Genomic DNA, 19,427 nt, shown 5'->3' with positions numbered 1-19,427 from the left:
GTTACGTCTTTATGACAATCGGCGGACCGGGAGCAGCATCGTCACGGTCGTTCCCTTGCCGACGGTGCTGGCGATATCGAGCCGGCCGCGGTGCCGCTCGACGATATGCTTGACGATCGCGAGCCCCAGCCCGGTGCCGCCAAGCGAACGGCTGCGTCCTGAATCGACGCGATAGAAACGCTCGGTCAGCCGCGGCAGGTGCTGCGCCGGGATGCCCTCGCCTTCGTCGGACACGGTAAGGCGCACCATCGCCTCGCCTTCGGGCTGGAGCGAGACCGTGACCGGCGTGCCTTCGCGGCCATATTTCATCGCATTGCCGATGACGTTGTGGAGGATCTGGCTGAGCTGGGTCGGATCGCCCGCCACTGGCGGCACGTCGGCGATCTGGGTGACCAGGTCGGCAGCGCGCGGGCTACCCGACAGCTCGACCGTGACCTGCTGGGTCAGTTCGGCGAGATCGACATCCTTGTCGGGGACGCGATATTTCTCGGCCTCGATCCGGCTCAGCGAGATCAGGTCCTCGATCAGCCGCTGCATCCGCTGCGCCTCGCCGAAAACGATCTTGAGGAAGCGGCTGCGCGTCTCGGGGTCGTCCCCGGCATCTTCCCGGAGAGTCTCGACATAGCCGAGCATCGAGGCGAGCGGGGTGCGCAGCTCGTGGCTGGCGTTCGCGACGAAATCGACGCGCATCCGCTCGGCCGCATAGCTGCCCGTCCGGTCGACCAGATGCACCACCCGCCGGCCGTCGCCGAGCGTGCGCACGCGCATTTCCCAGCGCTGGTCGCGCGTCCCCAGTCCGACAAGGTGGATCGGCGCGCCGGGAGCACCATTGTCGGCGCGCATCAGCCGCTCGGCTGCGGCGGGGTGGCGGATCGCGACGCGGACGTCCTCGCCCAGCACATGCTCGCCGAGCAATTCGCGCGCGCCCTGATTGGCGGCTTCCACCCGATTGTCGGCGATCACCAGCACCGGCTCGGCGATTGCCTCGACCACGTCGGCGATAGCGGGTTCGCGAGTCGCTTCGCTCCAGCGCGGTGGCGGGGCCGGGGCGGGATCGCCGCCGCCCGCCGCGATCAGCACCGCCGCGGCGGCGCAGACGAGCACGATCAGGCTTGCCTGCGCGTCGCCGTTGAGCACCAGGCTGGCCGCCGCGGCGATCACCGCGACGACGAGTGCCAATGCTGTCCGGACCCCGAGATAAGAATGCATATGTCCCGTTCTAGGCACGGATTTACGATTGCGAAAGCGGCGCGGGCGCATGACAAGGCATCATGGCCGATCAACCCACCGGACCCGTTGCTTCACGCCGTCGTGCATTGATGCTCGGCGCGGCGGGCGCGTCGGCGATCGTCTCGATCCGCCCGGCGCTGGCGCAGACCAGCGCGTCGGTGATCAATTGCGAGATCCAGGTGCCCGATCCGGCCCGCGCGGGCAATTATGTCGCGGCCGACGGCACGCTGGTTCCCGCCGGCACGCCCGGCGCCTATCCGCCTGCCGGCACCGCGTTCAAGGCGGAGGACGTCAAGCGTGCGCTTTCGGGCGGCACGCTGCCCGGCACCGATGCCGAGCGCAGCCGCGCCTACACCAATTACATCCGCCGCCTGCAATCGGGCACCAGCGGCTTCACCTGCTTCGCCTCGCTGCAGATGCCGCGCGGCTGAACGCTGGCGTAGACACCCGTTCGCCCTGCGCTTGTCGAAGGGCCGTTCTTTCTTCAAACCGCATGTTGAACAAGCGCAGCACGAACGGGGGGCGGGCGTGACATTTTACCGCGCGTCCGTTTCAGAAGTCGCGAAGATGTTTTCCGCGCAACGACGCGACGACGCGACGATCGATCTTCGCCGCGCGAGCGGCCTTCAACAACCCGCAAGTACCGCCCGACGAAGGTATCGGAAGGCGGCGTACGCCCCCCGGCAGCCTGCCCCCGTTGCGTCGTCGCGTCGTTGCGCGAACCACTTTTCTATTCTTCGCGTCTTCGCGTCTTCGCGTGAACCAAATGAAGCCCGGCCCCAATGATGCGCTACCAGGCCGCCCCAAAGGAAACGCTGCGCATCGTACCCCTCGACGCGCTGACGCTGATCTATCATCGTGCCTCGGGCATCACGCACATCGTCGATAGCCCGGTCCCCGAGATTCTCGAAGCGCTTGCCGAGAAGCCGCTGTCGGAGACCGACCTGCTCGCGCGCCTTGCCGAGCGCTTCGACCTTGTCGATGCCGACCCCGCCGCGCTCGCCGCGCGCCTCGGCGAGCTCATCGCAACCGGGCTGGTGGAGCGGCTGTGAGGCACGCCACCGCGCTCCGCATCGGCCCGATCGGGTTCCGCATCGGCAGCGCCTGGCTCGCGCCGATCACAACGCTGAACGACCTCTATCGCGACTATCCCAAGCCCGAAGACGGCATTCCCGATTTCAACGTCCACCTCTTCGCCGCGCGACCGTGGCGCCGCGTGCTGCGCCCCTCGGTGCATATCGGTGGCGACTTCGTCATCCCCGATGCCGCGCCGCTGCCGCTCGCGCAGGGGCTGCTCGCCGCCGAGATGGCGATGAACCTCCAGATGGCGCTCGGCCAGCGCCGCTATCTGCTGCTCCACGCCTCGGCGGTCGCCCGCGACGGGCAGGCGCTGCTGATGACCGGGCTGTCCGGCGCGGGCAAATCGACCCTCGCCGCGCTGCTGATGGCGCGCGGCTGGCGGCTGATGGGCGACGAGTTCGCGCTGCTCGATCCCGTCACCGGGCTGGTCCACGCCTTTCCGCGCCTCATCAGTCTCAAGAACCAGGCGATCGCGGTGATGGAAAGGGCACTGCCCGACGCGCGCTTCGGCCCGCTGCTCCGCGGCACCCCCAAGGGCGATATCCGCCATCTCGTCCCCGATACGCGCGCGATCGCGACGATGGCCGAGCCGGCGGAGCCGCGGCTGATCCTGTTCCCGAGCTATGGCTTCGCCGCCGCCGAGCGCGAAGTGCTGCCGAGCGAGACCTTCGTCCGCCTCACCCAGGCCTCGACCAATTACGTCGCGCTCGCCGAACGCGGGTTCGATGCGCTCACGCGGCTGGTGCGGTCGGTGCCGGCGCGTGCGCTCGACTATCCTGACACCGCGACTGCGCTCGCCCAGGTCGAGCGGCTATGGGACGCGGCATGAACGCGCGCATCCTCGCCGACGCGCTGCGCGATCCAGCCTCCACCGCGACGCTCGACGCCCAGGGCTGGACCGCGCTGTTCGCGATCGCCCGCGCCGAGCAACTGATCGGCACGCTCGCGCACCGGCTCGACGGGTTGCCGATGCCGCGTGCCGCCGCGCGCCTCCTCGAAGACGCCCGCGCCTCGGCGGCACAAGGCAGGGCGGCGGCCTTGTGGGAAGCCGAGATGGCGCGCCGTGCGCTCGGGCCGAGCGGCATGCCGGTAGTGCTGCTCAAGGGCACCGCCTATGTCGCCGCAGGGCTGTCGGCGGGCGCCGGCCGCTCGATCGGCGATCTCGACATCCTCGTGCCACGCGAGCGGATCGAGGAGGCCGAGGCCTTGCTGCTCGCCGCGGGCTGGGAATGGGTCAAGCCCGATCCCTATGACGATCTCTATTATCGCCGCTGGATGCACGAGTTGCCGCCGCTGATCCATCGCGAGCGCGATCGGATGATCGATGTTCACCACACGATCCTGCCGCTGACTGCGCGGATCGCTCCCGATGCCGCCGCGCTGATCGCCGACAGCGAACTGCTTGCCAACGGACTGCGCGTCCTCAATCCCGCCGACCGGATCGTCCACGCCGCCGCGCATTTGTTCGCCGATGGCGACCTTGCGGGCGGGATGCGCAACCTTTGGGACATCCACTGCCTGATCGAAGAGGGCGCCGAGGGGCTTGCCGCGCGCGCCGCGCAGCATGGTCTGACCGCGGCGGTCCGGCGCGCCGCGCGCCAGGTGCGCAGGCTCTACGGCACGACGATCGACGCGGCGTGGCACGGCTGGGACGCCGCCGATCCGCTGTTCCAACGGCGGATGCTCGCACGCGACGGCTGGGGTCGGCCCACCGCCCGGGTTACTCGGCTCGCTTTCTATTTGCGGGGACACGCGATGCGCATGCCCCCGGCGATGCTGGCGCGGCACCTCTGGACCAAATGGCGCAAGGGCGCGCGATCCGCTTAAACATTAATGATTCGATTGGTATGGTCCTGAAATATTTAATTGTTCAAACTTGACTATATTGTATGGATCTATCGAGTGCTTTGAGATTTTAAGTTCCAAGCTGCGCAAGTTGGCCATCATTGGAGGCAGTCTTTCCGATCGTTACTGAAAATCCGAAAAATTAACCGCTCGATCATTGCGCACGAAACGATTCCAATCGACCAGGCGAGGGAAAATTGGGCAGCGCTGGCGGATATTAGGGGTTTGTTAACCTCTCTTAGGTAAAGGTTAATCGTTACCGGCAGGAATAGCAGGGCATCGGCAAAGGGGCGCAACGGCACGTGCAAGCCAGGTCAGCGAGGCAGTTTTGTGAACGACGAATCCGCAGAGGCTTTTGACGATACCGACGCCCGGGCGATCGTCGAGGCACTCTGGTCGAGCTGGCCGATCGTTGCCACGCTGCGTCCGGCCGATGTCGGCATGCACGCCTCCACCGAGCGCCAGGTCGATTTCATCCGCGTCTTCCAGCAGCTCAACGACTCCGGCATGGTATGCTACGAGGCGTTCGTTGTCGGCCCAGGCGGTCCCGAGGCGGTCGACGCCGCGCTGACCGCGCGCGGACGCGCCCGGCTCGCGCGCTTCGTCGAGGCCCCCCAGATGTTGCGTCAGCTGGCCGGCTGAGGCGGCGCCAGCAGGTCCGTCACGATATCGGCGACGGTGCGCAGGATCTTGAGGTCGTGCCCGTCGAAGCTGCGCTGGCCGCGCTGGAGCGCCACGATCCGCCCGAGCAGCGCGCCGTCGGCATCGTGCAGCGGCGCTCCGGCATAAGAAGAAAAGCCGTTCGCCCCGGCCTCAATCGGGTCGGCGAGTTGCCACAACATCGCTTCGGCGAATTCGGTTTTGCCGCCCGGCAACAGGATGCCCGCGGTCTCCAGGCACTCGGCGGCGCCGATCGCGCGCTGGCGCTCGGCATAAGCGCGAAGATCGATGATCGCCGCATCGGCGACCAAGGTGAGTTGGACGAGCTCGGCGAGCCTCGCGACGGCGATCCGGCCGCCGAACCCGAAGGCGCCCACGGGCTTAGGCGTGACGGAAGCGCCCACCTTTATCATCCCCCCAAACCGACCCACGCCACGTTCTCCCTGCTATGCTCTGCGCCCCGTGGGCCAAATGCAAGCGCCGGGTAACTCCGGGAATCTCCCGGTCAGGTAGTGCCCAGCCGGTCGAGCACGGGCAAGAGTTCGTCGAAATGGTCGATCACTGCGTCGGCGCCCAGCGTGCCGACCGGCTGCGACAGGAAGCCGAAGCTGACTGCGATCGAGGGGATGCCGGCGGCGCGTGCCGCCTCGATGTCGAAGATCGAATCGCCGACAAAGGCTGCGCGCGCGCCGCCGCAACGCCGGATCATCTCCTCGATGCCGGCGGGGGAGGGCTTGCGGCCGTCGGGGCCCATCGTGTCGCCGCCGATCACGCAGGCAAAGCGATGGTCTAGCCCGAGCTCGGCGACCAGCTTCACTGCGAGGTTCTCGGCCTTGTTGGTGACGATCGCGGCCTTGGCCCCGCGTGCCTGAAGCGCATCCAGCGCCGCTGTCAGGCCGGGAAAGGCGCAGGTCGCCCGCGCGATGTTGGCGCCATAATAATCGAGCAGCTCCGGATAGAGCCGTTCCAGCACGGCGGGGTCGCACCCGCCCGACGCTTCGAGCCCCTGCTGCAGCATGAATTTCCCCCCGCGCCCGATCATCGGCCGGACCGCATCGACGCCCAGCGCCGGCCGCCCGAGCAGCGCCAGCGCGTGATTGACCGCATCGGCCAGGTCGGCGCTGGTGTCGAACAAGGTTCCGTCGAGATCGAACCCGACAAGGTCGAAGGGAAAGTCGGTCATGGCGGCGGCGCCTGCCAGTATCGCTATGGAATTGGCAAGCGTGTCATGGCAGGGGGCGTTCCCGGAGGGCTTTCAATGACATCGCCAATAGCCGCGATCATCCTTGCCGCGGGCAAGGGCACGCGGATGAAATCCGATACGCACAAGGTGCTCCACCCGCTCGCCGGGCGGCCGATGCTGCTGCACCTGGTCGACAGCGTCGCCGCGCTCGATCCGGCGCGAACGATCGTCGTGGTCGGTGCAGGGCGCGCGCAGGTCGAGGCCGCAGTGCATCCGCTCGGGGTCGAGACCGTCGAGCAGGTCGAGCAACTCGGCACCGCCCATGCCGTGCTCGAAGCGCGATCCGCGCTCGCCGGGTTCGAAGGCGATGTCCTCGTCCTGTTCGGCGACGTTCCAAGGGTCGGCAGCGCGACGCTCGCCCGCATGCTCGAGCGGCTGCACGCCGACGACGAACCCGCGACGGTAGCGCTCGGCTTCCGGCCGGCCGATCCCGCCGCTTATGGCCGGGTTATCGCCGACGCGGACGGGCGCATCGACCGCATCGTCGAGTTCAAGGACGCCTCGCCCGAAGAGCGTGCAGTGACGCTGTGCAATTCGGGGCTGTTCGCGGCGCGCGCGGCGGACCTGTTCGATCTGCTCGCCAAGGTCGGAAACGACAATGCCGCCGGCGAATATTATTTGCCCGACATCGTCAGTGTCGCAGCGTCGGCGGGGCGTCATTCGGCAGTGATCGAAGTCCCCGCCGCCGAAGTCGCCGGGGTCAACAGCCGGGCGGAACTCGCCGCAGTGGAAGCCGAGTGGCAGCAGGCGCGTCGGGCCCAGGCGATGACCGACGGCGCCACGCTGATTGCCCCCAAGACAGTGTGGTTCGCGCACGACACGCGGCTCGGCCGGGACGTGCTGATCGAGCCCAATGTGTTTTTCGGCCCCGGCGTCGAAGTCGCCGACCGTGTCACCATTCACGCCTTCAGCCATATCGAGGGCGCGCAGATCGCTTCCGGCGCGGTGGTCGGCCCCTATGCCCGCCTGCGTCCCGGCACGGTGCTCGGCGAAGATGCCAAGGTCGGCAATTTCGTCGAGACCAAGAAGGCGGTGCTGGGCAAGGGCGCCAAGGCCAACCACCTCACTTATCTCGGCGATGCCGAAGTCGGGGCGGGGGCCAATATCGGCGCCGGCACGATCACCTGCAATTACGACGGCTTCTTCAAATATCGTACGAGCATCGGCGAAGGCGCGTTCATCGGGTCGAACAGCGCGCTGGTCGCGCCCGTGTCGATCGGCAAGGATGCGACCGTCGCCGCCGGATCGGTGGTGACGCAGGATGTAGAGGCCGGCGCGCTGGGCCTCGCCCGCGCACGCCAGGAATCGAAGCCCGGCTGGGGCACGCGCTTCCGCGAAATGATGAAGGCACGCAAGGCGGGAGGTTCGTCGAAATGAAGCAGTTGCTCGGGTTCGCAGCGCTGGCGCTGCTCGTCGCATCGCCGGCCGCGGCGCAGTCCAAACCCGCAATGAACCCGGCCCAGGCGATCGCCGCGGCGGCCTCGGGCGATGTCGAGGGTGTGTTCGAGTTCCAGGTCGGCTCGGTCGGCGAATCGGGCTTCGCCGTCTATCTCAATTCGAGCGCCGACTATCGCGATCCGGCCAACCTCACCGTCGAGCTCAAGCCGGGTGCGATCGCCGAGCTCAAGACGCGGCTGGGTGGTGAGCCGCGCGAGCTTCTCGCCGGCAAGCGCATCCGCGTGACCGGCGTCGCGAAGCGCGTGCCGATCCCGCGGCGCGACGGCACCGTCTATCACCAGACGCGGATCGATGCCGAAACCGCCAGCCAGATCGAAGTCACCGGCTGATGTCCGATCGGTACACCGGCAAGCCGTTCCTCGAATTGCTCGACAGCTATGTGCTCGATGCGATCGGCCATCTCGATCCCGCGCGCGACGCGGCGTTGCGGGCGCGCGAGCCGCAATTCCATGCGATGTTCGGCGAAACCGGCGGCTGGCGCGACATCGTCGTCGCGCGGATGCAGTTCCCGCCCGGCACGCCCGGCGCGCTCGCCGAGGTCTGGCGAGCCGGCCGCGCCAAGTTCGAGCAGGCCAATGGCGGCCAACCCGATCCTGCGGAGTTCGTCCGCATCTTTATCGACACCAAGTTCCCGCACTGACGCGGAAGAGGAAGATCTCGAATGTGTGGAATCGTCGGCATCATCGGAACGCAGGACGTCTCCGAGCGGCTGTTCGAAGGGCTCAAGCGGCTCGAATATCGCGGCTATGATTCGGCGGGCATCGCGACGCTGCACGACGGCGAGATCGACCGCCGTCGCGCCGAGGGCAAGCTGGTCAATCTGGGCGCACGCCTTGCCGAGAGCCCGCTCCCCGGCACGATCGGCATCGCCCACACCCGCTGGGCGACGCACGGCGCGCCGACCGAGGACAATGCCCATCCGCACATCGTCGGCGACGTCTCGATCGTCCACAACGGCATCATCGAGAACTTCAAGCCGCTGCGCGACGCGCTGATCGCCGAGGGCCGCGAGTTCAAGAGCCAGACCGACACCGAAGTCGTCGCGCATCTCGTCAGCCGCGAGCTCGAAGCCGGCAGGAGCCCGCGCGAGGCCGTCGCCGCGGTGCTGCCCCAGCTCCACGGCGCCTTTGCGGTCGCTTTCCTGTTCCGCGGTGAGCCCGACCTGCTGATCTGCGGCCGCCTCGGCGCGCCGCTTACCGTCGGCTATGGCGAAGGCGAGAATTATCTCGGTTCGGACGCGCATGCGCTCGCCGGGCTCACCCAGCGCATCGCCTATCTAGAGGAAGGCGACTGGGCCGTCGTCACGCGCGACACGATCGAGATCTTCGATCGCGACAACAACGCCGTCACCCGTCCGATCGTCGCCTCGGGCGTGTCGCCCGCGCTGATCGACAAGGGCAATCACCGCCACTTCATGCTCAAGGAGATCTACGAGCAGCCGGTCGTCGTCGCGCAGACGCTGGCATCGTACATCCGCCCGGTCGAGCAGAAGGTCGCGCTCCCCGACATGAGTTTTGATCTCAGCAAGATCGAGCGCGTCGCGATCGTCGCCTGCGGCACGGCGTCGTACGTCGGCATGATCGGGAAATACTGGATCGAGCGCTTCGCCCGCCTGCCGGTGGAAGTCGATGTCGCTTCCGAATTCCGCTATCGCGATCCGGTCCTGCTGCCCAACACGCTCGGCGTCGTCGTCAGCCAGTCGGGCGAGACCGCCGACACGCTTGCCGCGCTGCGCCACATGAAGGCCGAAGGCGTCACCACCGCGGGCATCATCAACGTGCCGACCAGCTCGATGGCGCGCGAAGTCGACCTGCTGCTCTCGACGCATGCCGGCCCCGAGATCGGCGTCGCCTCGACCAAGGCATTCACCTGCCAGCTCGCGGTGATGGCCGCGCTCGCGGTCAACCTCGCCCGCGCCAAGGGCAAGCTAGGGGACGAAGAAGAACGCGAAATCGTCCGCCACCTGATCGAGGCGCCTGCCGCGATCAACGCCGCGCTCGCGCACGATGCCGAGATCGAGGGCATGGCGCACACCATCGCCGCGGCGCGCGACGTGCTCTATCTCGGCCGCGGCCCGGATTATCCGCTGGCGCTCGAGGGTGCGCTCAAGCTCAAGGAAATCAGCTACATCCATGCCGAAGGCTATGCCTCGGGCGAGATGAAGCACGGCCCGATCGCGCTGATCGACGAACATGTGCCGCTGATCGTCCTCGCGCCTTCGGGCCCGCTGTTCGACAAGACTGTATCGAACATGCAGGAGGCCAAGGCGCGTGGCGCACGCGTCGTGCTGATATCGGACGCCGAAGGGCTGGCCCAGGCTGGTGACGACGCCGTCGCGACGATCGAGATGCCGAGCGTCCACCCGCTGATCGCGCCTCTGGTCTACGCCGTCCCGGTCCAGCTGCTGGCGTACCACGTCGCCGTGGCCAAGGGCACCGACGTCGATCAGCCGCGCAACCTCGCCAAGTCGGTGACGGTCGAATAGCCCTCAGGCGGCGTGGCGAAGGCGCTGACCGCTGGCTTCGGCATAGTCGGCAATCTGTGCGAGCGTTACTGCGCGCGCGTCGGTGCCATCGCCCACGGCCTTGTGCCAGGCGACGATCCAGTCGAGCGCCTGGTCGAGGCTGAGGGCAGGGCGCCAGCCCAGCGCGGCGCGCGCCTTCGAGCAATCGAGCCGCAGCAGCCCGGCCTCGTGCGGGCGCGGCCCGCTGTCGGCGACCGCCGCCGCGCTGCCGCCGCCCCAGGCGGCGCGCATGCGCTCGACGATCCACCCGACCGGCCGCGCATCCTCGTCCGAAGGCCCGAAATTCCATGCATCGGCAAAGCGCCGTTCGCCGGCCAGCATTCGCTCGGCAATCTGAAGGTAGCCGCCCAGCGCCTCGAGCACATGCTGCCATGGCCGCACCGCGTCGGGCGATCGGATCAGCGGCGCCGCGCCGGCCTCGAACGCGCGGACCAGATCGGGCACCAGCCGGTCCTCGGCCCAGTCGCCTCCACCGATGACGTTGCCCGCGCGCACCGTCGCGAGCGCCGGACCGTCTTCCGCGAAGAACGAGTTGCGCCAGGCTGCGGCGACCAGCTCGGCGCATCCCTTGCTGCTGCTGTATGGGTCGTGCCCACCCATCGGGTCACTCTCGCGATAGGGCCACACCCATTCGCGATTGTCGTAGCACTTGTCGCTGGTGACGCAGACGATCGCGCGCACGTCCGGTGACCGCCGCGCCGCGTCGAGCACATGCACCGTCCCCATCACGTTGGTCGCATAGGTCTCCACTGGCTCGCGATAGGAGAGGCGGACCAGCGGTTGCGCGGCAAGGTGGAAGATCGCCTCGGGCTGCGATGCCTCGATCACGGCGCGCACCGCCGCCAGGTCGCGCACATCGCTTTCGACATGGCGGACTAGCTCGGCGATCCGCGCGGTTTCGAACAGGCTCGGCCGCGAAGGCGGCGGCAGCGCGAAGCCGGTTACCTCGGCACCCAGCGCATGGAGCCACAGGCTCAGCCAGCTCCCCTTGAAGCCGGTATGCCCGGTGACGAGGACGCGGCGACCCGCCCAGCCGCTCACCAGCGCTTCCACGGCGCGTTGCCGCCCTTCCACAGCTCTTCGAGATAGAGCTTGTCGCGCAGCGTATCCATCGGCTGCCAGAAGCCGTCATGGCGATAGCCCATCAGCTCGCCGCTGTGCGCAAGCTGCTCGAGCGGCCCCGATTCCCATATCGTCTCGGGTCCGTCGACCAGATCGAGCACCGAAGGATCGGCGACGAAGAAGCCGCCGTTGATCTGGCCGCCATCGCCCGCGGGCTTCTCCTTGAAGTCGACGACGCGGCCCGCATCGAACTCCAGCGCGCCGAAGCGTCCTGGCGGCGACACCGACGTGATCGTGGCGCGCAGCCCGTGCGATTTGTGGAAGGCGACGAGCTGGCCGACGTCGATGTCGGCGACGCCGTCGCCATACGTGAAGCAGAACGGCTGGGCGGGATCGAGATACGAGCGGATCGCCGCCAGGCGCCCGCCGGTCATCGTCGCCGCGCCGGTCTCGACCAGGGTGATCCGCCACGGCTCGCTGCGGGCGTAATGTACTTCCATGCCGTTGCCGCCGCGCAGATCGATCGTCACGTCGGAGGTGTGAAGGAAGTAGTTGGCGAAGAACTCCTTGATCAGATAGCCCTTGTAGCCGAGGCAGATGACGAAGTCGTTGAGCCCGGCCGCCGAATAGATCTTCATGATGTGCCAGAGGATCGGCATGCCGCCGATCTCGACCATCGGCTTGGGCCGGACCGAGGTCTCTTCGCCGAGCCGGGTGCCGAGGCCTCCGGCCAGGATTACGGTTTGCATCGTCGCTCCATCTCGTGGCGTTTGCGAGGATGACGGAGTCGCGGGGGCCAGCCCGCAATGGGGAATGGTCAGCCCTCAAACTCCCCTCCCTGCTTGCAGGGAGGGGCGGGGGTGGGTGCGCGCGTCTGCGCGCCAAAAGATTCTAGACGTTCCGGCGGAAGGCGCCGGCCGGGGCATCGAGCCCCGCCCGACGCTAACCCACCCATGATCGGGTGAACAGCGCCTCGCGCTGTTCAGGCCATGCCGGGGGCATGGCCGACCCGATCATCCCTCCCTTTCAGGGAGGGGAATTTCGAACGGGCGCTATCCCAATATCGCCCGCAGCGCCGCGTCGATATCCGCTTCGCGATAGGGCTTGGCCACCAGCGGCACCTCCTCGAACCCCTCGGGCACCGCACCATAGCCGCTGGCAAAGACGAACGGGACGCCGCGCGCCCGTAGCGCCTCGGCGATCGGGATGCTGCGTTCGCCGGCCAGGTTGATGTCGAGGATTGCCGCGCCCAACTCCTCGCGCTCGGCGAGTGCCAGTCCCTCGGCGAGCCCTCCGGCAGGACCGACCGTCGCGCAGTCGAGCGCTTCCAATATGTCCTCGAGGCACATCGCCACGACCGGCTCGTCCTCGACGACGAGCACGCGAAGAGCGCCATAGCCGCTCATTCGGCGCCCTCGGGGAGCGGCGCGTCGACCGTGCAGATCAGCCCCGCGCGCCGGAACTCGATCGTCACCTGGCCGCCCAGCTCGGCGGCGAGCCCGCGCTCGATCATCCGCGTGCCGAAGCCGCGCCGCGTCGGCGTCACAACTTCGGGCCCGTCGCGCTCTTCCCAGACCAGCGACAGCCGCGCCCGGCCATCGGCGAGCCCGCGCGCCCAGCGGATCGCCACACGGCCCTCGGGCACCGACAGCGCGCCATGCTTGACCGCATTGGTCGCCAGCTCGTGGATCGCCAGCGCCAGGCTGATCGCGGTCTTTGGCAGGATCGGCAAATCGGGCCCGGCGAGGCTGAAACGGTCCTGCTTGCCGCCATGCGGCGCCACCGCGTCGCCGATGATCTGCGCCATCGACACCGTGCCCCAATGCTCGCGGGTCAGGAGATTGTGCGCCTCCGAAAGCGCCGCCAGCCGCCCTTCGAACGCCGCGCGCGCGATCGCCGGATCGGTGGCGTCCTTGAAGCTCTGCCGCGCGACGCCCTGAACGATCGCCAGCGTGTTCTTCACTCGGTGGTTGAGCTCGTCGACCAGCAGCCGCAGGTGCGTCTCGGCGCGCTTGGCCTCGGTCACGTCGCGGCCGATCGCGTGGAGCGCGATGGGTTTGCCCTCGGCATCGGTGGTGAGCTGCGAGTTGATCTCCCATGTCAGCGGCCGCCCGTCGCGCGCGCGCACCGTCACGGTCAGCCGCGTGCTGCCGCCCTCGCGCACCTTCTGCTCGAACGCTTCCATCGCCAGTGCGAGCTGGTCGGGCGCCATGAAGTCGCCGATGGTCGCGCCGACGATTTCATGTTCAGGATAGCCCAGCGCCGCGGCGACCGCCGGGTTCACCGAAGTGATGACCTGGTCGAGCGTCGTGGTGATCAGGAAGTCGTTGGCCTGTTCGAAGATCGTGCGGAACCGCGTCTCGCTCTCGCGCAGCCGCGCCTCGGCCTCGCGCCGATCGGTGACGTCGATCGTCACTGCCAGCACCCCGAACGGCTCGCCGTCGGGCCGGCGGATCACCGACACCGAATTGTTGACCCAGACGACCCCGCCGTCCTTGCGGATGTAGCGCTTCTCGTGGGTGTAGGGCTCGCCAATCGCCACCGCGCGGTCGAACAGCGGGCGGTTGCGTCCGCGGTCGTCGGGATGAGTGATCTCGAGCATCCGCATCGCCATCAGCTCCTCCCGGCTCCACCCGGCGATCTCGCAGAACCGGTCGTTGACCAGGGTGAAGCGTCCGTCGAGATCGACCTGCGCGAACCCCGCGGTCGATTGCGCGATGAACGCCGAAAGCTGCGCCTCGCTGTCGCGCAGCGCGAGCTCGGCGAGCTTGGCTTCGGTGACGTCGTGCGCGACGCCGATGAAGCCGATATGCCGTCCCTGCGCGTCGCGGCGCGGCGAAGAGGTCGAGTGGAGCCAGCGCCATTCGCCCTTGGCGCTACGGTAGCGGCCTTCGAGCGCGAAGGTCGCCATGCTCGCCTCGCCCGCGATCGATTCCGCGAGCAGCCGCGCGGTGTCCTCGGGGTGGATGATCCGCCGCCAGTCGAAGGCGAGCGCTTCGTCATAGGATACGCCGAGGAACTCGACATAGGCGCGGTTGACGAAACTGCGCGTGCGATCGAGCCGCGTCACCCACACCGCAACCGGTGCGCTGTCCGCGATCATGCGGAACTCGTCCTCGCCCACCGGCAAGGGTTCGTGCCCGACTTCGCTCATCCTGCGGTACGCGCCCCCGACTGCAACGCCTGCAACCCTAGTAGCGGCGGCGGGATAATCAACTGAAACGGCTCAGCTTCTCTGCATCGCCAGCACTGCCTGGGCGCGCTTCAGATGCGGCATGTCGAGCATCGCCCCGTCGAGCCCGATCGTCCCGGCGCCCGGATTGGCGGCAAACGCCGCGACGATCGCCTCGGCGCGCTCGATTTCGGCTGCGGAAGCCGAGAAGGCCCGGTTGATCACCGCCACCTGGTCGGGATGGATCGCCATCATCCCGCGAAACCCCGTGCGGCGCGCCTTGGCGGCGACCTTGGCGAGCCCGTCGAGATCGCGGAAGTCGCCGTGGATCGTCTCGATCGGTGTCACCCCCGCCGCCGCCGCACCGGACAGCGCGAGCGCGCGGAACAGCTGGTAGGGAAAGTCGTACTCGCCGCTTTCGTCGCGATTGTCGGTCGCGCCCAATGCGGTGGCGCTGTCTTCGGCGCCCCAGGTCAGCGCGGCGAGGCGCGGGGTGCCGGCATAGTCGCCCAGGCCGAACAATGCAGGCGCAGTCTCGGTGGCGACGACGATCGTGCGGATGGCGCCGACCGGCAGCCCGGCAGAGGCTTCCAGCGCCGTGAGGTAATGGTGCAGCCGCTCGGCCTCGGCGCGCGTCGCCTTGGGCAGCATGATCCCGTCGGGCTTCGCCGGAACGATCGCGGCAAGGTCGGCAAGCGCATATTCGGTATCGAGCGGGTTGATCCGAACCCATTGCGGCTGGGCGCGTTCGGTGGTGCGCAGATGCTCGGCGACGAGCGCGCGTGCCGCGTCCTTGTTGGCCGCGGCGACCGCGTCCTCGAGATCGCACAGCACCAGGTCGGCGCCGCTCGCACCGGCCTTGGCCAGCTTGCGCGCGGAATCGCCGGGAGCGAACAGCAGCGAGCGGGCGATGAGCGGGTCGGCCATGAATCCTCCAAATCGACATCGGAGGCGTAGTGCGGGGCGGGGGCCAGGTAAACAGGTCAAGCCGGAGCCGCTGGGGAGGATCCTTCAGCGCTCCGGCTTGTTCCCGGGCGATGCCGTGCTCCAGGGGGATGGAGACGCGCACGCGATTACTGGCGGACGACTAGGGAGGTACGACGCCGTCCGCACGCTCTCTCTACGCCGTGGGTGTGCCGCCGTCTCTTCGGGGAAACGCCGCTACGGGTTTGTACCGCACGCTTCGCCGCCCGCGTAACGAGTTTCACACTGCGTTAACCCCATGTATTTACCATGTTCCGATAGATTTCGGGGGATATCGACGTGCGCATTCTGATCGTGGACGACGAGCCGGCGATGCACGATTCCTATCGCCAGTGCTTCGCGCCGCCGCCGGCAGGTGCCGAGGCGCTGGGCGCAATGGCCGCCGAGCTGTTCGGCGATGAGAGCGAACCCGCCGAGCCCGCTCCGGCCTTCGCTTGCGACCACCATATGCAGGGCCTCGACGCCGTCGCCGCGGTCGAGGCATCGCTGCGCAGCGGTGAACGCTATTCGGTCGCCTTCCTCGACGTCCGCATGCCTCCGGGCATCGACGGCAAGGAAACCGCGCGCCGGATCCGTGCGCTCGACCCCGATATCAACCTCGTCATCGTCACCGGCTTCTCGGACCATAGCCCGCTCGACATCAGCCGCGCTGCGGGGCCCGCCGACAAGATCTTCTACATCGCCAAGCCCTTCCAGGCCGAGGAAGTGCTCCAGACCGCCACTGCGCTCGCCCGCCGCTGGACGCTCGACCTCGAGCTCAAGAACGCCATTGCCCTGCTCGAGGAACAAAAGCTCGAACTTGCCGCCAACGAATCGCGCGCGGTCCACGTGGCCAACCACGATTCGCTGACCGACGCTCCCAATCGCCTCGCCTTCCTCCACGCGCTCGGCCAGTCGGTGAAGGGCACGCATTGCTTCGCGATGGCGATGATGGACCTCGACCGCTTCAAGCTGGTCAACGACACGCTTGGCCACCTGGCGGGCGACGAACTGATCCGCATGGTCTGCGAGATCCTCCAGGCCGGTATCCCGGGCGACGGCTTCGTCGCGCGGCTGGGTGGCGACGAATTCGCGCTGCTGATGCCGGTCGAGGGTGAGGACGATGCGGCGATGCAGTGCGAGCGCCTGCTCAAGGCAGTCAGCACCAGCTTCAAGGTGTTCGGCCATTCGGTCCAGGGTGGTGCCTCCCTCGGCTTGATCGTCGTCGAGCCCGGCAGCATCGGCGATCCGATCGACGTGATGCGCCGCGCCGATCTCGCGCTCAACGAAGCCAAGCGCCAGGGCCGCGGCTGCGTGCGCGTGTTCGACGAGAGCATGGACGAATCGATCCGTTTCCGCCGCCAGATCGAAACCGGGCTGTCCGAAGCGATCGCCAAGGGCGAGCTCAAGCTCGTCTTCCAGCCGATCGTCGGCCGCGACCTCGACATCACTGGGTTCGAGGCGCTGATCCGCTGGTGCAGCCCAGAATACGGCATGGTCCCGCCGGCGATGTTCATCCCGATCGCCGAGGAATCGCAGCTGATCCACGAGCTCGGCGACTGGGTGATCGACGAGGCGATCGTCGCCTTGAAGACCTGGCCCGGCCAATACGTCTCGGTCAATTTCAGCCCGCGCCAGTTCCGCCGCCAGAATTTCGTCGCGCATGTCGTCGAGCGCGTGACCAGCGCCGGTGTCGATCCCGGCCGCTTCCAGATCGAGATCACCGAGACCGCGATCTTCGACAATGTCGAGCGCGCCGCCGAGATCCTGTTCAAGCTGCGGCAGATGGGCTTCCGCATCGCGCTCGACGATTTCGGCACCGGCTATTCGTCGCTCTACAATATCCGCCGCTTCGCATTGGATTGCCTCAAGATCGACCGCAGCTTCGTCGACGGCATGGGCCGCGAGCGCGAGAGCGCGGCGATCGTCCATTCGGTGATCCATCTCGGCCGCGCGCTCGGCATGGAAGTCGTCGCCGAAGGCGTCGAGACCGACACCCAGCTCCAGGCGCTCCGCCTCGCCGGGTGCAGCCACATGCAGGGCTATTTCCTGTCCCGCCCGATCGATGCCGAGGATGCGCAGATGCTCGCCGAGCGCGGCACCCTGCTCGGCCGTTCGGAGGCGGAAACGCAGCTCGAGGCCGCGGCCTGCGGCACGCACGGCTGATGCCTCGTCTGGCGCGCCTGCGCCTGCCGCGCTCGCTCGGCGCCAAGCTGGTGCTGATCCTCACCGGCGTCGGTCTGCTCGGCGCCGCGGCGCTGACCCTGCTGCTCGCCACGGTCATCACCCCCAACTTCAATCGGCTCGAACGCGACGCCGTCGCCGCGCATGTCCGCCGCACCCAGGCGGTGGTCGCGGATCTCGCGGCCAAGGTCGAAAGCGCGGTGCGGGACTATGGCGACTGGAATTCGTCCTGGGACTATATGGCCGCGCCGAGCGCCGCGTTCGAGCAGGAGAGTTTCTCGACGCTCGCCATGGTCAATCTCGACGTCAACGGCATGGCCTATGTCCGCCCCGATCGCTTGGTGGTGATCGCGCGCTGGATCGATGTCGCGCGCGAAGCCGATGTTCCCCCGATGCGCGCCGCGCTGGTCGGTGCGATCAGGCGGCTCGATTTCGAGAAGACGCTCCACGGCCGGAGTTCTGCGGGCTTCTATCTTCGCCTCGGTGACAGCCTTGCCGCGGTCGGCATCGCCCGCGTCCGCCGCAGCGACGGCTCCGGCACCCCACGCGGCTATGTTCTCATGGCGCGCACGCTCACCGCGGCGCAGCTCAGCACCTTGCTCCAGCTCCAGGCCAGCCTCGCCGCGCCCGCCGACGATGTCACCGTCACCCCCGCGCCGTCGCGCACGCGCATCGCCGTGCCGATTCCCGGCGCCGACGGCCATGCCGTCGCCAGCGCCGCCTATGCGATCCCGCGCGATCTATCGACGCTTGGCAAGCGCATGCTGGTCCTCGCGGTGCTCGCCTCGTCGCTGCTGCTTGCGGTGGTGCTGCTCGTGCTGCGCCGGATGATCACCCGCACCGTGCTCCGCCCGCTGCACCGCGTCGAACGTCATATGGGGGTGGTGCGCAATTCGGGTGATCTCGGCCTGCTCACCGAAGCCCCGCGCGACGACGAGATCGGCAGCCTCGTCACCAGCTTCAATTCGATGCTCCGCCAGTTGAAGGATCTGCGCGAGCAGCTCGAGGTGCAGAGCTTCACCCTCGGCCGCAGCGAGAGCGCGGTGGCGGTGATGCACAATGTCCGCAACGCACTGAACCCGGTCACCACCGTGCTCAGCCAGGGGATGGATCGCGCCCCGGTCGATCGCGTGACGATCGACCGCGCGCTCGCCGAATTGTCCGATCCCGCGCTGCCGCCCGAACGACGGGCGAAGCTCACGGCCTTCCTCGCCGCCGCGTTCGACGCCATCGAGCGCGAGCGTACTGACCGGAGCGCCCAGCTCGGCATCGGCCGCGAGGCGCTGCGCCACGTCCTCGAGATCATCGGCGAGCAGCAGGAAGCGGCGCACGAGCGCCCGGCGCTTGGCACGTGCGACATCAGCGACATCGTCGCGCAGAACGCCACGATCGCCCGCTATTCGGGCGAGAATTCGATCGCCTTCAGCTTCCCCTCGCGCCCCTGTTGGGTGCGCGCCAACCGGGTGATCCTCAGCCAGGTGATCGGCAACCTCTTCGCCAACGCCGCGGAGGCGATCGCCGCGACGGGCCGGGGCGGGGGCAGCATCGCGGTTTCGGTCCAGCCGAGTGGCGACCAGGTCGAAATCGTCATCCGCGACGACGGCGAAGGCTTCGACGCCGCCGTCGCGCCCACGCTGTTCCAGCGCGGCTTCTCTACCCGCGCGCACAAGTCCGGCGGGCTTGGGCTCCATTGGTGCGCGAATTCGATGCAGGCGATGGAAGGGACGCTGGAACTGAAGAGTAACGGCAAGGGCAGGGGTGCGAGGGCAGTGCTGACGCTGGGCGCGGCTGCGACCGCCTCAGCAGAGAATTTGGCGGCATAAGGTCGAAAACTCCCTTCCCTGAAAGGGAGGGGGTGGGGGTGGGTGCGCGCGTCTGCGCGCTCAAAAGACTCGTCGTCCAGCATCGAAGCGCCGGCCGAGGCATCGAGCCTCGTCCGCCCAAACCTACCCCTAACCCCTCCCTCTCAGGGAGGGGCTTAAATTAGCCCAATTCCCCGTGCTCCG

19 protein-coding genes are annotated in these 19,427 nt (G+C 67.9%); 11 read left to right on the top strand and 8 right to left on the bottom strand.

Going from position 1 to position 19,427, the window contains the following annotated elements:
- Positions 1-9 precede the first annotated feature (9 nt).
- The gene (locus RZN05_RS10970; protein WP_317226656.1) at positions 10-1,209 is read right to left on the bottom strand and encodes an ATP-binding protein; all 1,200 of its coding nucleotides are present in this window, start codon (positions 1,207-1,209) and stop codon (positions 10-12) included.
- Positions 1,210-1,271: 62 nt separating this feature from the next.
- On the opposite strand from RZN05_RS10970, the gene RZN05_RS10965 reads away from it, so the two are divergent.
- The 5 genes from RZN05_RS10965 to RZN05_RS10945 all read left to right on the top strand — a co-directional run bounded on the left by RZN05_RS10965 (position 1,272) and on the right by RZN05_RS10945 (position 4,797).
- Positions 1,272-1,661 (top strand): hypothetical protein, encoded by a 390-nt coding sequence (locus RZN05_RS10965; protein WP_317226655.1) that lies wholly within the window; start codon positions 1,272-1,274, stop codon positions 1,659-1,661.
- A gap of 351 nt (positions 1,662-2,012) precedes the next feature.
- Positions 2,013-2,282, top strand: coding sequence for an HPr-rel-A system PqqD family peptide chaperone (locus RZN05_RS10960; protein WP_317226654.1), 270 nt, complete (start codon positions 2,013-2,015; stop codon positions 2,280-2,282).
- Positions 2,279-3,139 carry an HprK-related kinase A gene (locus RZN05_RS10955; RefSeq protein WP_317226653.1) on the top strand — a complete coding sequence of 287 codons (861 nt, stop codon included), beginning with the start codon at positions 2,279-2,281 and terminating at the stop codon, positions 3,137-3,139. Before RZN05_RS10960 ends, RZN05_RS10955 begins: the two co-directional genes overlap by 4 nt.
- Positions 3,136-4,137 (top strand): nucleotidyltransferase domain-containing protein, encoded by a 1,002-nt coding sequence (locus RZN05_RS10950; RefSeq protein ID WP_317226652.1) that lies wholly within the window; start codon positions 3,136-3,138, stop codon positions 4,135-4,137. The genes RZN05_RS10955 and RZN05_RS10950 overlap by 4 nt, the downstream gene beginning before the upstream one ends.
- A gap of 348 nt (positions 4,138-4,485) precedes the next feature.
- Entirely contained in the window at positions 4,486-4,797 is a 312-nt protein-coding gene (locus RZN05_RS10945; protein ID WP_317226651.1) for a hypothetical protein, read from the top strand.
- Here RZN05_RS10945 and RZN05_RS10940 read toward each other — a convergent pair.
- Both RZN05_RS10940 and RZN05_RS10935 read right to left on the bottom strand, forming a co-directional pair.
- The gene (locus tag RZN05_RS10940) at positions 4,782-5,219 is read right to left on the bottom strand and encodes a GAF domain-containing protein (RefSeq protein ID WP_317226650.1); all 438 of its coding nucleotides are present in this window, start codon (positions 5,217-5,219) and stop codon (positions 4,782-4,784) included. The two genes, RZN05_RS10945 and RZN05_RS10940, sit on opposite strands and share 16 nt — an antisense overlap.
- A 101-nt stretch (positions 5,220-5,320) precedes the next feature.
- Positions 5,321-5,998 (bottom strand): HAD-IA family hydrolase, encoded by a 678-nt coding sequence (locus RZN05_RS10935; protein WP_317226649.1) that lies wholly within the window; start codon positions 5,996-5,998, stop codon positions 5,321-5,323.
- 75 nt (positions 5,999-6,073) lie between these two features.
- Here RZN05_RS10935 and glmU point away from each other — a divergent pair, with 75 nt between their 5' ends.
- The 4 genes from glmU to glmS are packed head-to-tail and all read left to right on the top strand — an operon-like array spanning position 6,074 to position 10,001.
- Positions 6,074-7,435, top strand: coding sequence for a bifunctional UDP-N-acetylglucosamine diphosphorylase/glucosamine-1-phosphate N-acetyltransferase GlmU (gene glmU / locus RZN05_RS10930; protein WP_317226648.1), 1,362 nt, complete (start codon positions 6,074-6,076; stop codon positions 7,433-7,435).
- Positions 7,432-7,845, top strand: a complete 414-nt coding sequence (locus tag RZN05_RS10925; RefSeq protein ID WP_317226647.1) for a hypothetical protein — start codon at positions 7,432-7,434, stop codon at positions 7,843-7,845. Before glmU ends, RZN05_RS10925 begins: the two co-directional genes overlap by 4 nt.
- The gene (locus tag RZN05_RS10920) at positions 7,845-8,156 is read left to right on the top strand and encodes a hypothetical protein (protein ID WP_317226646.1); all 312 of its coding nucleotides are present in this window, start codon (positions 7,845-7,847) and stop codon (positions 8,154-8,156) included. Before RZN05_RS10925 ends, RZN05_RS10920 begins: the two co-directional genes overlap by 1 nt.
- 21 nt (positions 8,157-8,177) lie before the next feature.
- Entirely contained in the window at positions 8,178-10,001 is a 1,824-nt protein-coding gene (gene glmS / locus RZN05_RS10915; RefSeq protein WP_317226645.1) for a glutamine--fructose-6-phosphate transaminase (isomerizing), read from the top strand.
- Between the two features lie 3 nt (positions 10,002-10,004).
- Here glmS and rfbG read toward each other — a convergent pair whose 3' ends face one another.
- The 5 genes from rfbG to RZN05_RS10890 all read right to left on the bottom strand — a co-directional run bounded on the left by rfbG (position 10,005) and on the right by RZN05_RS10890 (position 15,201).
- Entirely contained in the window at positions 10,005-11,081 is a 1,077-nt protein-coding gene (gene rfbG / locus RZN05_RS10910; RefSeq protein ID WP_317226644.1) for a CDP-glucose 4,6-dehydratase, read from the bottom strand.
- Positions 11,078-11,851, bottom strand: coding sequence for a glucose-1-phosphate cytidylyltransferase (gene rfbF, locus RZN05_RS10905; protein ID WP_317226643.1), 774 nt, complete (start codon positions 11,849-11,851; stop codon positions 11,078-11,080). The genes rfbG and rfbF overlap by 4 nt, the downstream gene beginning before the upstream one ends.
- A gap of 303 nt (positions 11,852-12,154) precedes the next feature.
- Positions 12,155-12,508, bottom strand: coding sequence for a response regulator (locus RZN05_RS10900; protein WP_317226642.1), 354 nt, complete (start codon positions 12,506-12,508; stop codon positions 12,155-12,157).
- Entirely contained in the window at positions 12,505-14,256 is a 1,752-nt protein-coding gene (locus RZN05_RS10895) for a PAS domain S-box protein (RefSeq protein ID WP_317226641.1), read from the bottom strand. Before RZN05_RS10895 ends, RZN05_RS10900 begins: the two co-directional genes overlap by 4 nt.
- A gap of 72 nt (positions 14,257-14,328) precedes the next feature.
- The gene (locus RZN05_RS10890) at positions 14,329-15,201 is read right to left on the bottom strand and encodes an HpcH/HpaI aldolase/citrate lyase family protein (RefSeq protein ID WP_317226640.1); all 873 of its coding nucleotides are present in this window, start codon (positions 15,199-15,201) and stop codon (positions 14,329-14,331) included.
- A 336-nt stretch (positions 15,202-15,537) separates the two neighbouring features.
- Here RZN05_RS10890 and RZN05_RS10885 point away from each other — a divergent pair, with 336 nt between their 5' ends.
- Complete coding sequence (locus RZN05_RS10885) at positions 15,538-17,403, top strand: GGDEF/EAL domain-containing response regulator (RefSeq protein WP_317226639.1); 1,866 nt, start codon at positions 15,538-15,540, stop codon at positions 17,401-17,403.
- On the top strand, positions 17,403-19,244 hold the full coding sequence (locus RZN05_RS10880) for a sensor histidine kinase (protein ID WP_317226638.1): 1,842 nt from the start codon (positions 17,403-17,405) through the stop codon (positions 19,242-19,244). The genes RZN05_RS10885 and RZN05_RS10880 overlap by 1 nt, the downstream gene beginning before the upstream one ends.
- The last annotated feature ends 183 nt before the right edge of the window (positions 19,245-19,427 follow it).

It is taken from the genome of Sphingomonas sp. HF-S4, assembly GCF_032911445.1.
Taxonomy (GTDB): Bacteria; Pseudomonadota; Alphaproteobacteria; order Sphingomonadales; family Sphingomonadaceae; genus Sphingomonas; species Sphingomonas agrestis.
This window is presented reverse-complemented; position numbering and strand designations above follow the sequence as displayed.

What these genes read in the sequence shown, in the direction of transcription:
- RZN05_RS10935 (WP_317226649.1), bottom strand. Translation starts at nt 5,998, where the DNA reads ATGACCGACTTTCCCTTCGACCTTGTCGGGTTCGATCTCGACGGAACC.
- RZN05_RS10925 (WP_317226647.1), top strand. Translation starts at nt 7,432, where the DNA reads ATGAAGCAGTTGCTCGGGTTCGCAGCGCTGGCGCTGCTCGTCGCATCG.
- glmS (WP_317226645.1), top strand. Translation starts at nt 8,178, where the DNA reads ATGTGTGGAATCGTCGGCATCATCGGAACGCAGGACGTCTCCGAGCGG.
- RZN05_RS10970 (WP_317226656.1), bottom strand. Translation starts at nt 1,209, where the DNA reads ATGCATTCTTATCTCGGGGTCCGGACAGCATTGGCACTCGTCGTCGCG.
- RZN05_RS10900 (WP_317226642.1), bottom strand. Translation starts at nt 12,508, where the DNA reads ATGAGCGGCTATGGCGCTCTTCGCGTGCTCGTCGTCGAGGACGAGCCG.
- rfbF (WP_317226643.1), bottom strand. Translation starts at nt 11,851, where the DNA reads ATGCAAACCGTAATCCTGGCCGGAGGCCTCGGCACCCGGCTCGGCGAA.
- RZN05_RS10965 (WP_317226655.1), top strand. Translation starts at nt 1,272, where the DNA reads ATGGCCGATCAACCCACCGGACCCGTTGCTTCACGCCGTCGTGCATTG.
- glmU (WP_317226648.1), top strand. Translation starts at nt 6,074, where the DNA reads ATGACATCGCCAATAGCCGCGATCATCCTTGCCGCGGGCAAGGGCACG.
- RZN05_RS10950 (WP_317226652.1), top strand. Translation starts at nt 3,136, where the DNA reads ATGAACGCGCGCATCCTCGCCGACGCGCTGCGCGATCCAGCCTCCACC.
- RZN05_RS10920 (WP_317226646.1), top strand. Translation starts at nt 7,845, where the DNA reads ATGTCCGATCGGTACACCGGCAAGCCGTTCCTCGAATTGCTCGACAGC.
- RZN05_RS10895 (WP_317226641.1), bottom strand. Translation starts at nt 14,256, where the DNA reads ATGAGCGAAGTCGGGCACGAACCCTTGCCGGTGGGCGAGGACGAGTTC.
- RZN05_RS10890 (WP_317226640.1), bottom strand. Translation starts at nt 15,201, where the DNA reads ATGGCCGACCCGCTCATCGCCCGCTCGCTGCTGTTCGCTCCCGGCGAT.
- RZN05_RS10880 (WP_317226638.1), top strand. Translation starts at nt 17,403, where the DNA reads ATGCCTCGTCTGGCGCGCCTGCGCCTGCCGCGCTCGCTCGGCGCCAAG.
- RZN05_RS10960 (WP_317226654.1), top strand. Translation starts at nt 2,013, where the DNA reads ATGATGCGCTACCAGGCCGCCCCAAAGGAAACGCTGCGCATCGTACCC.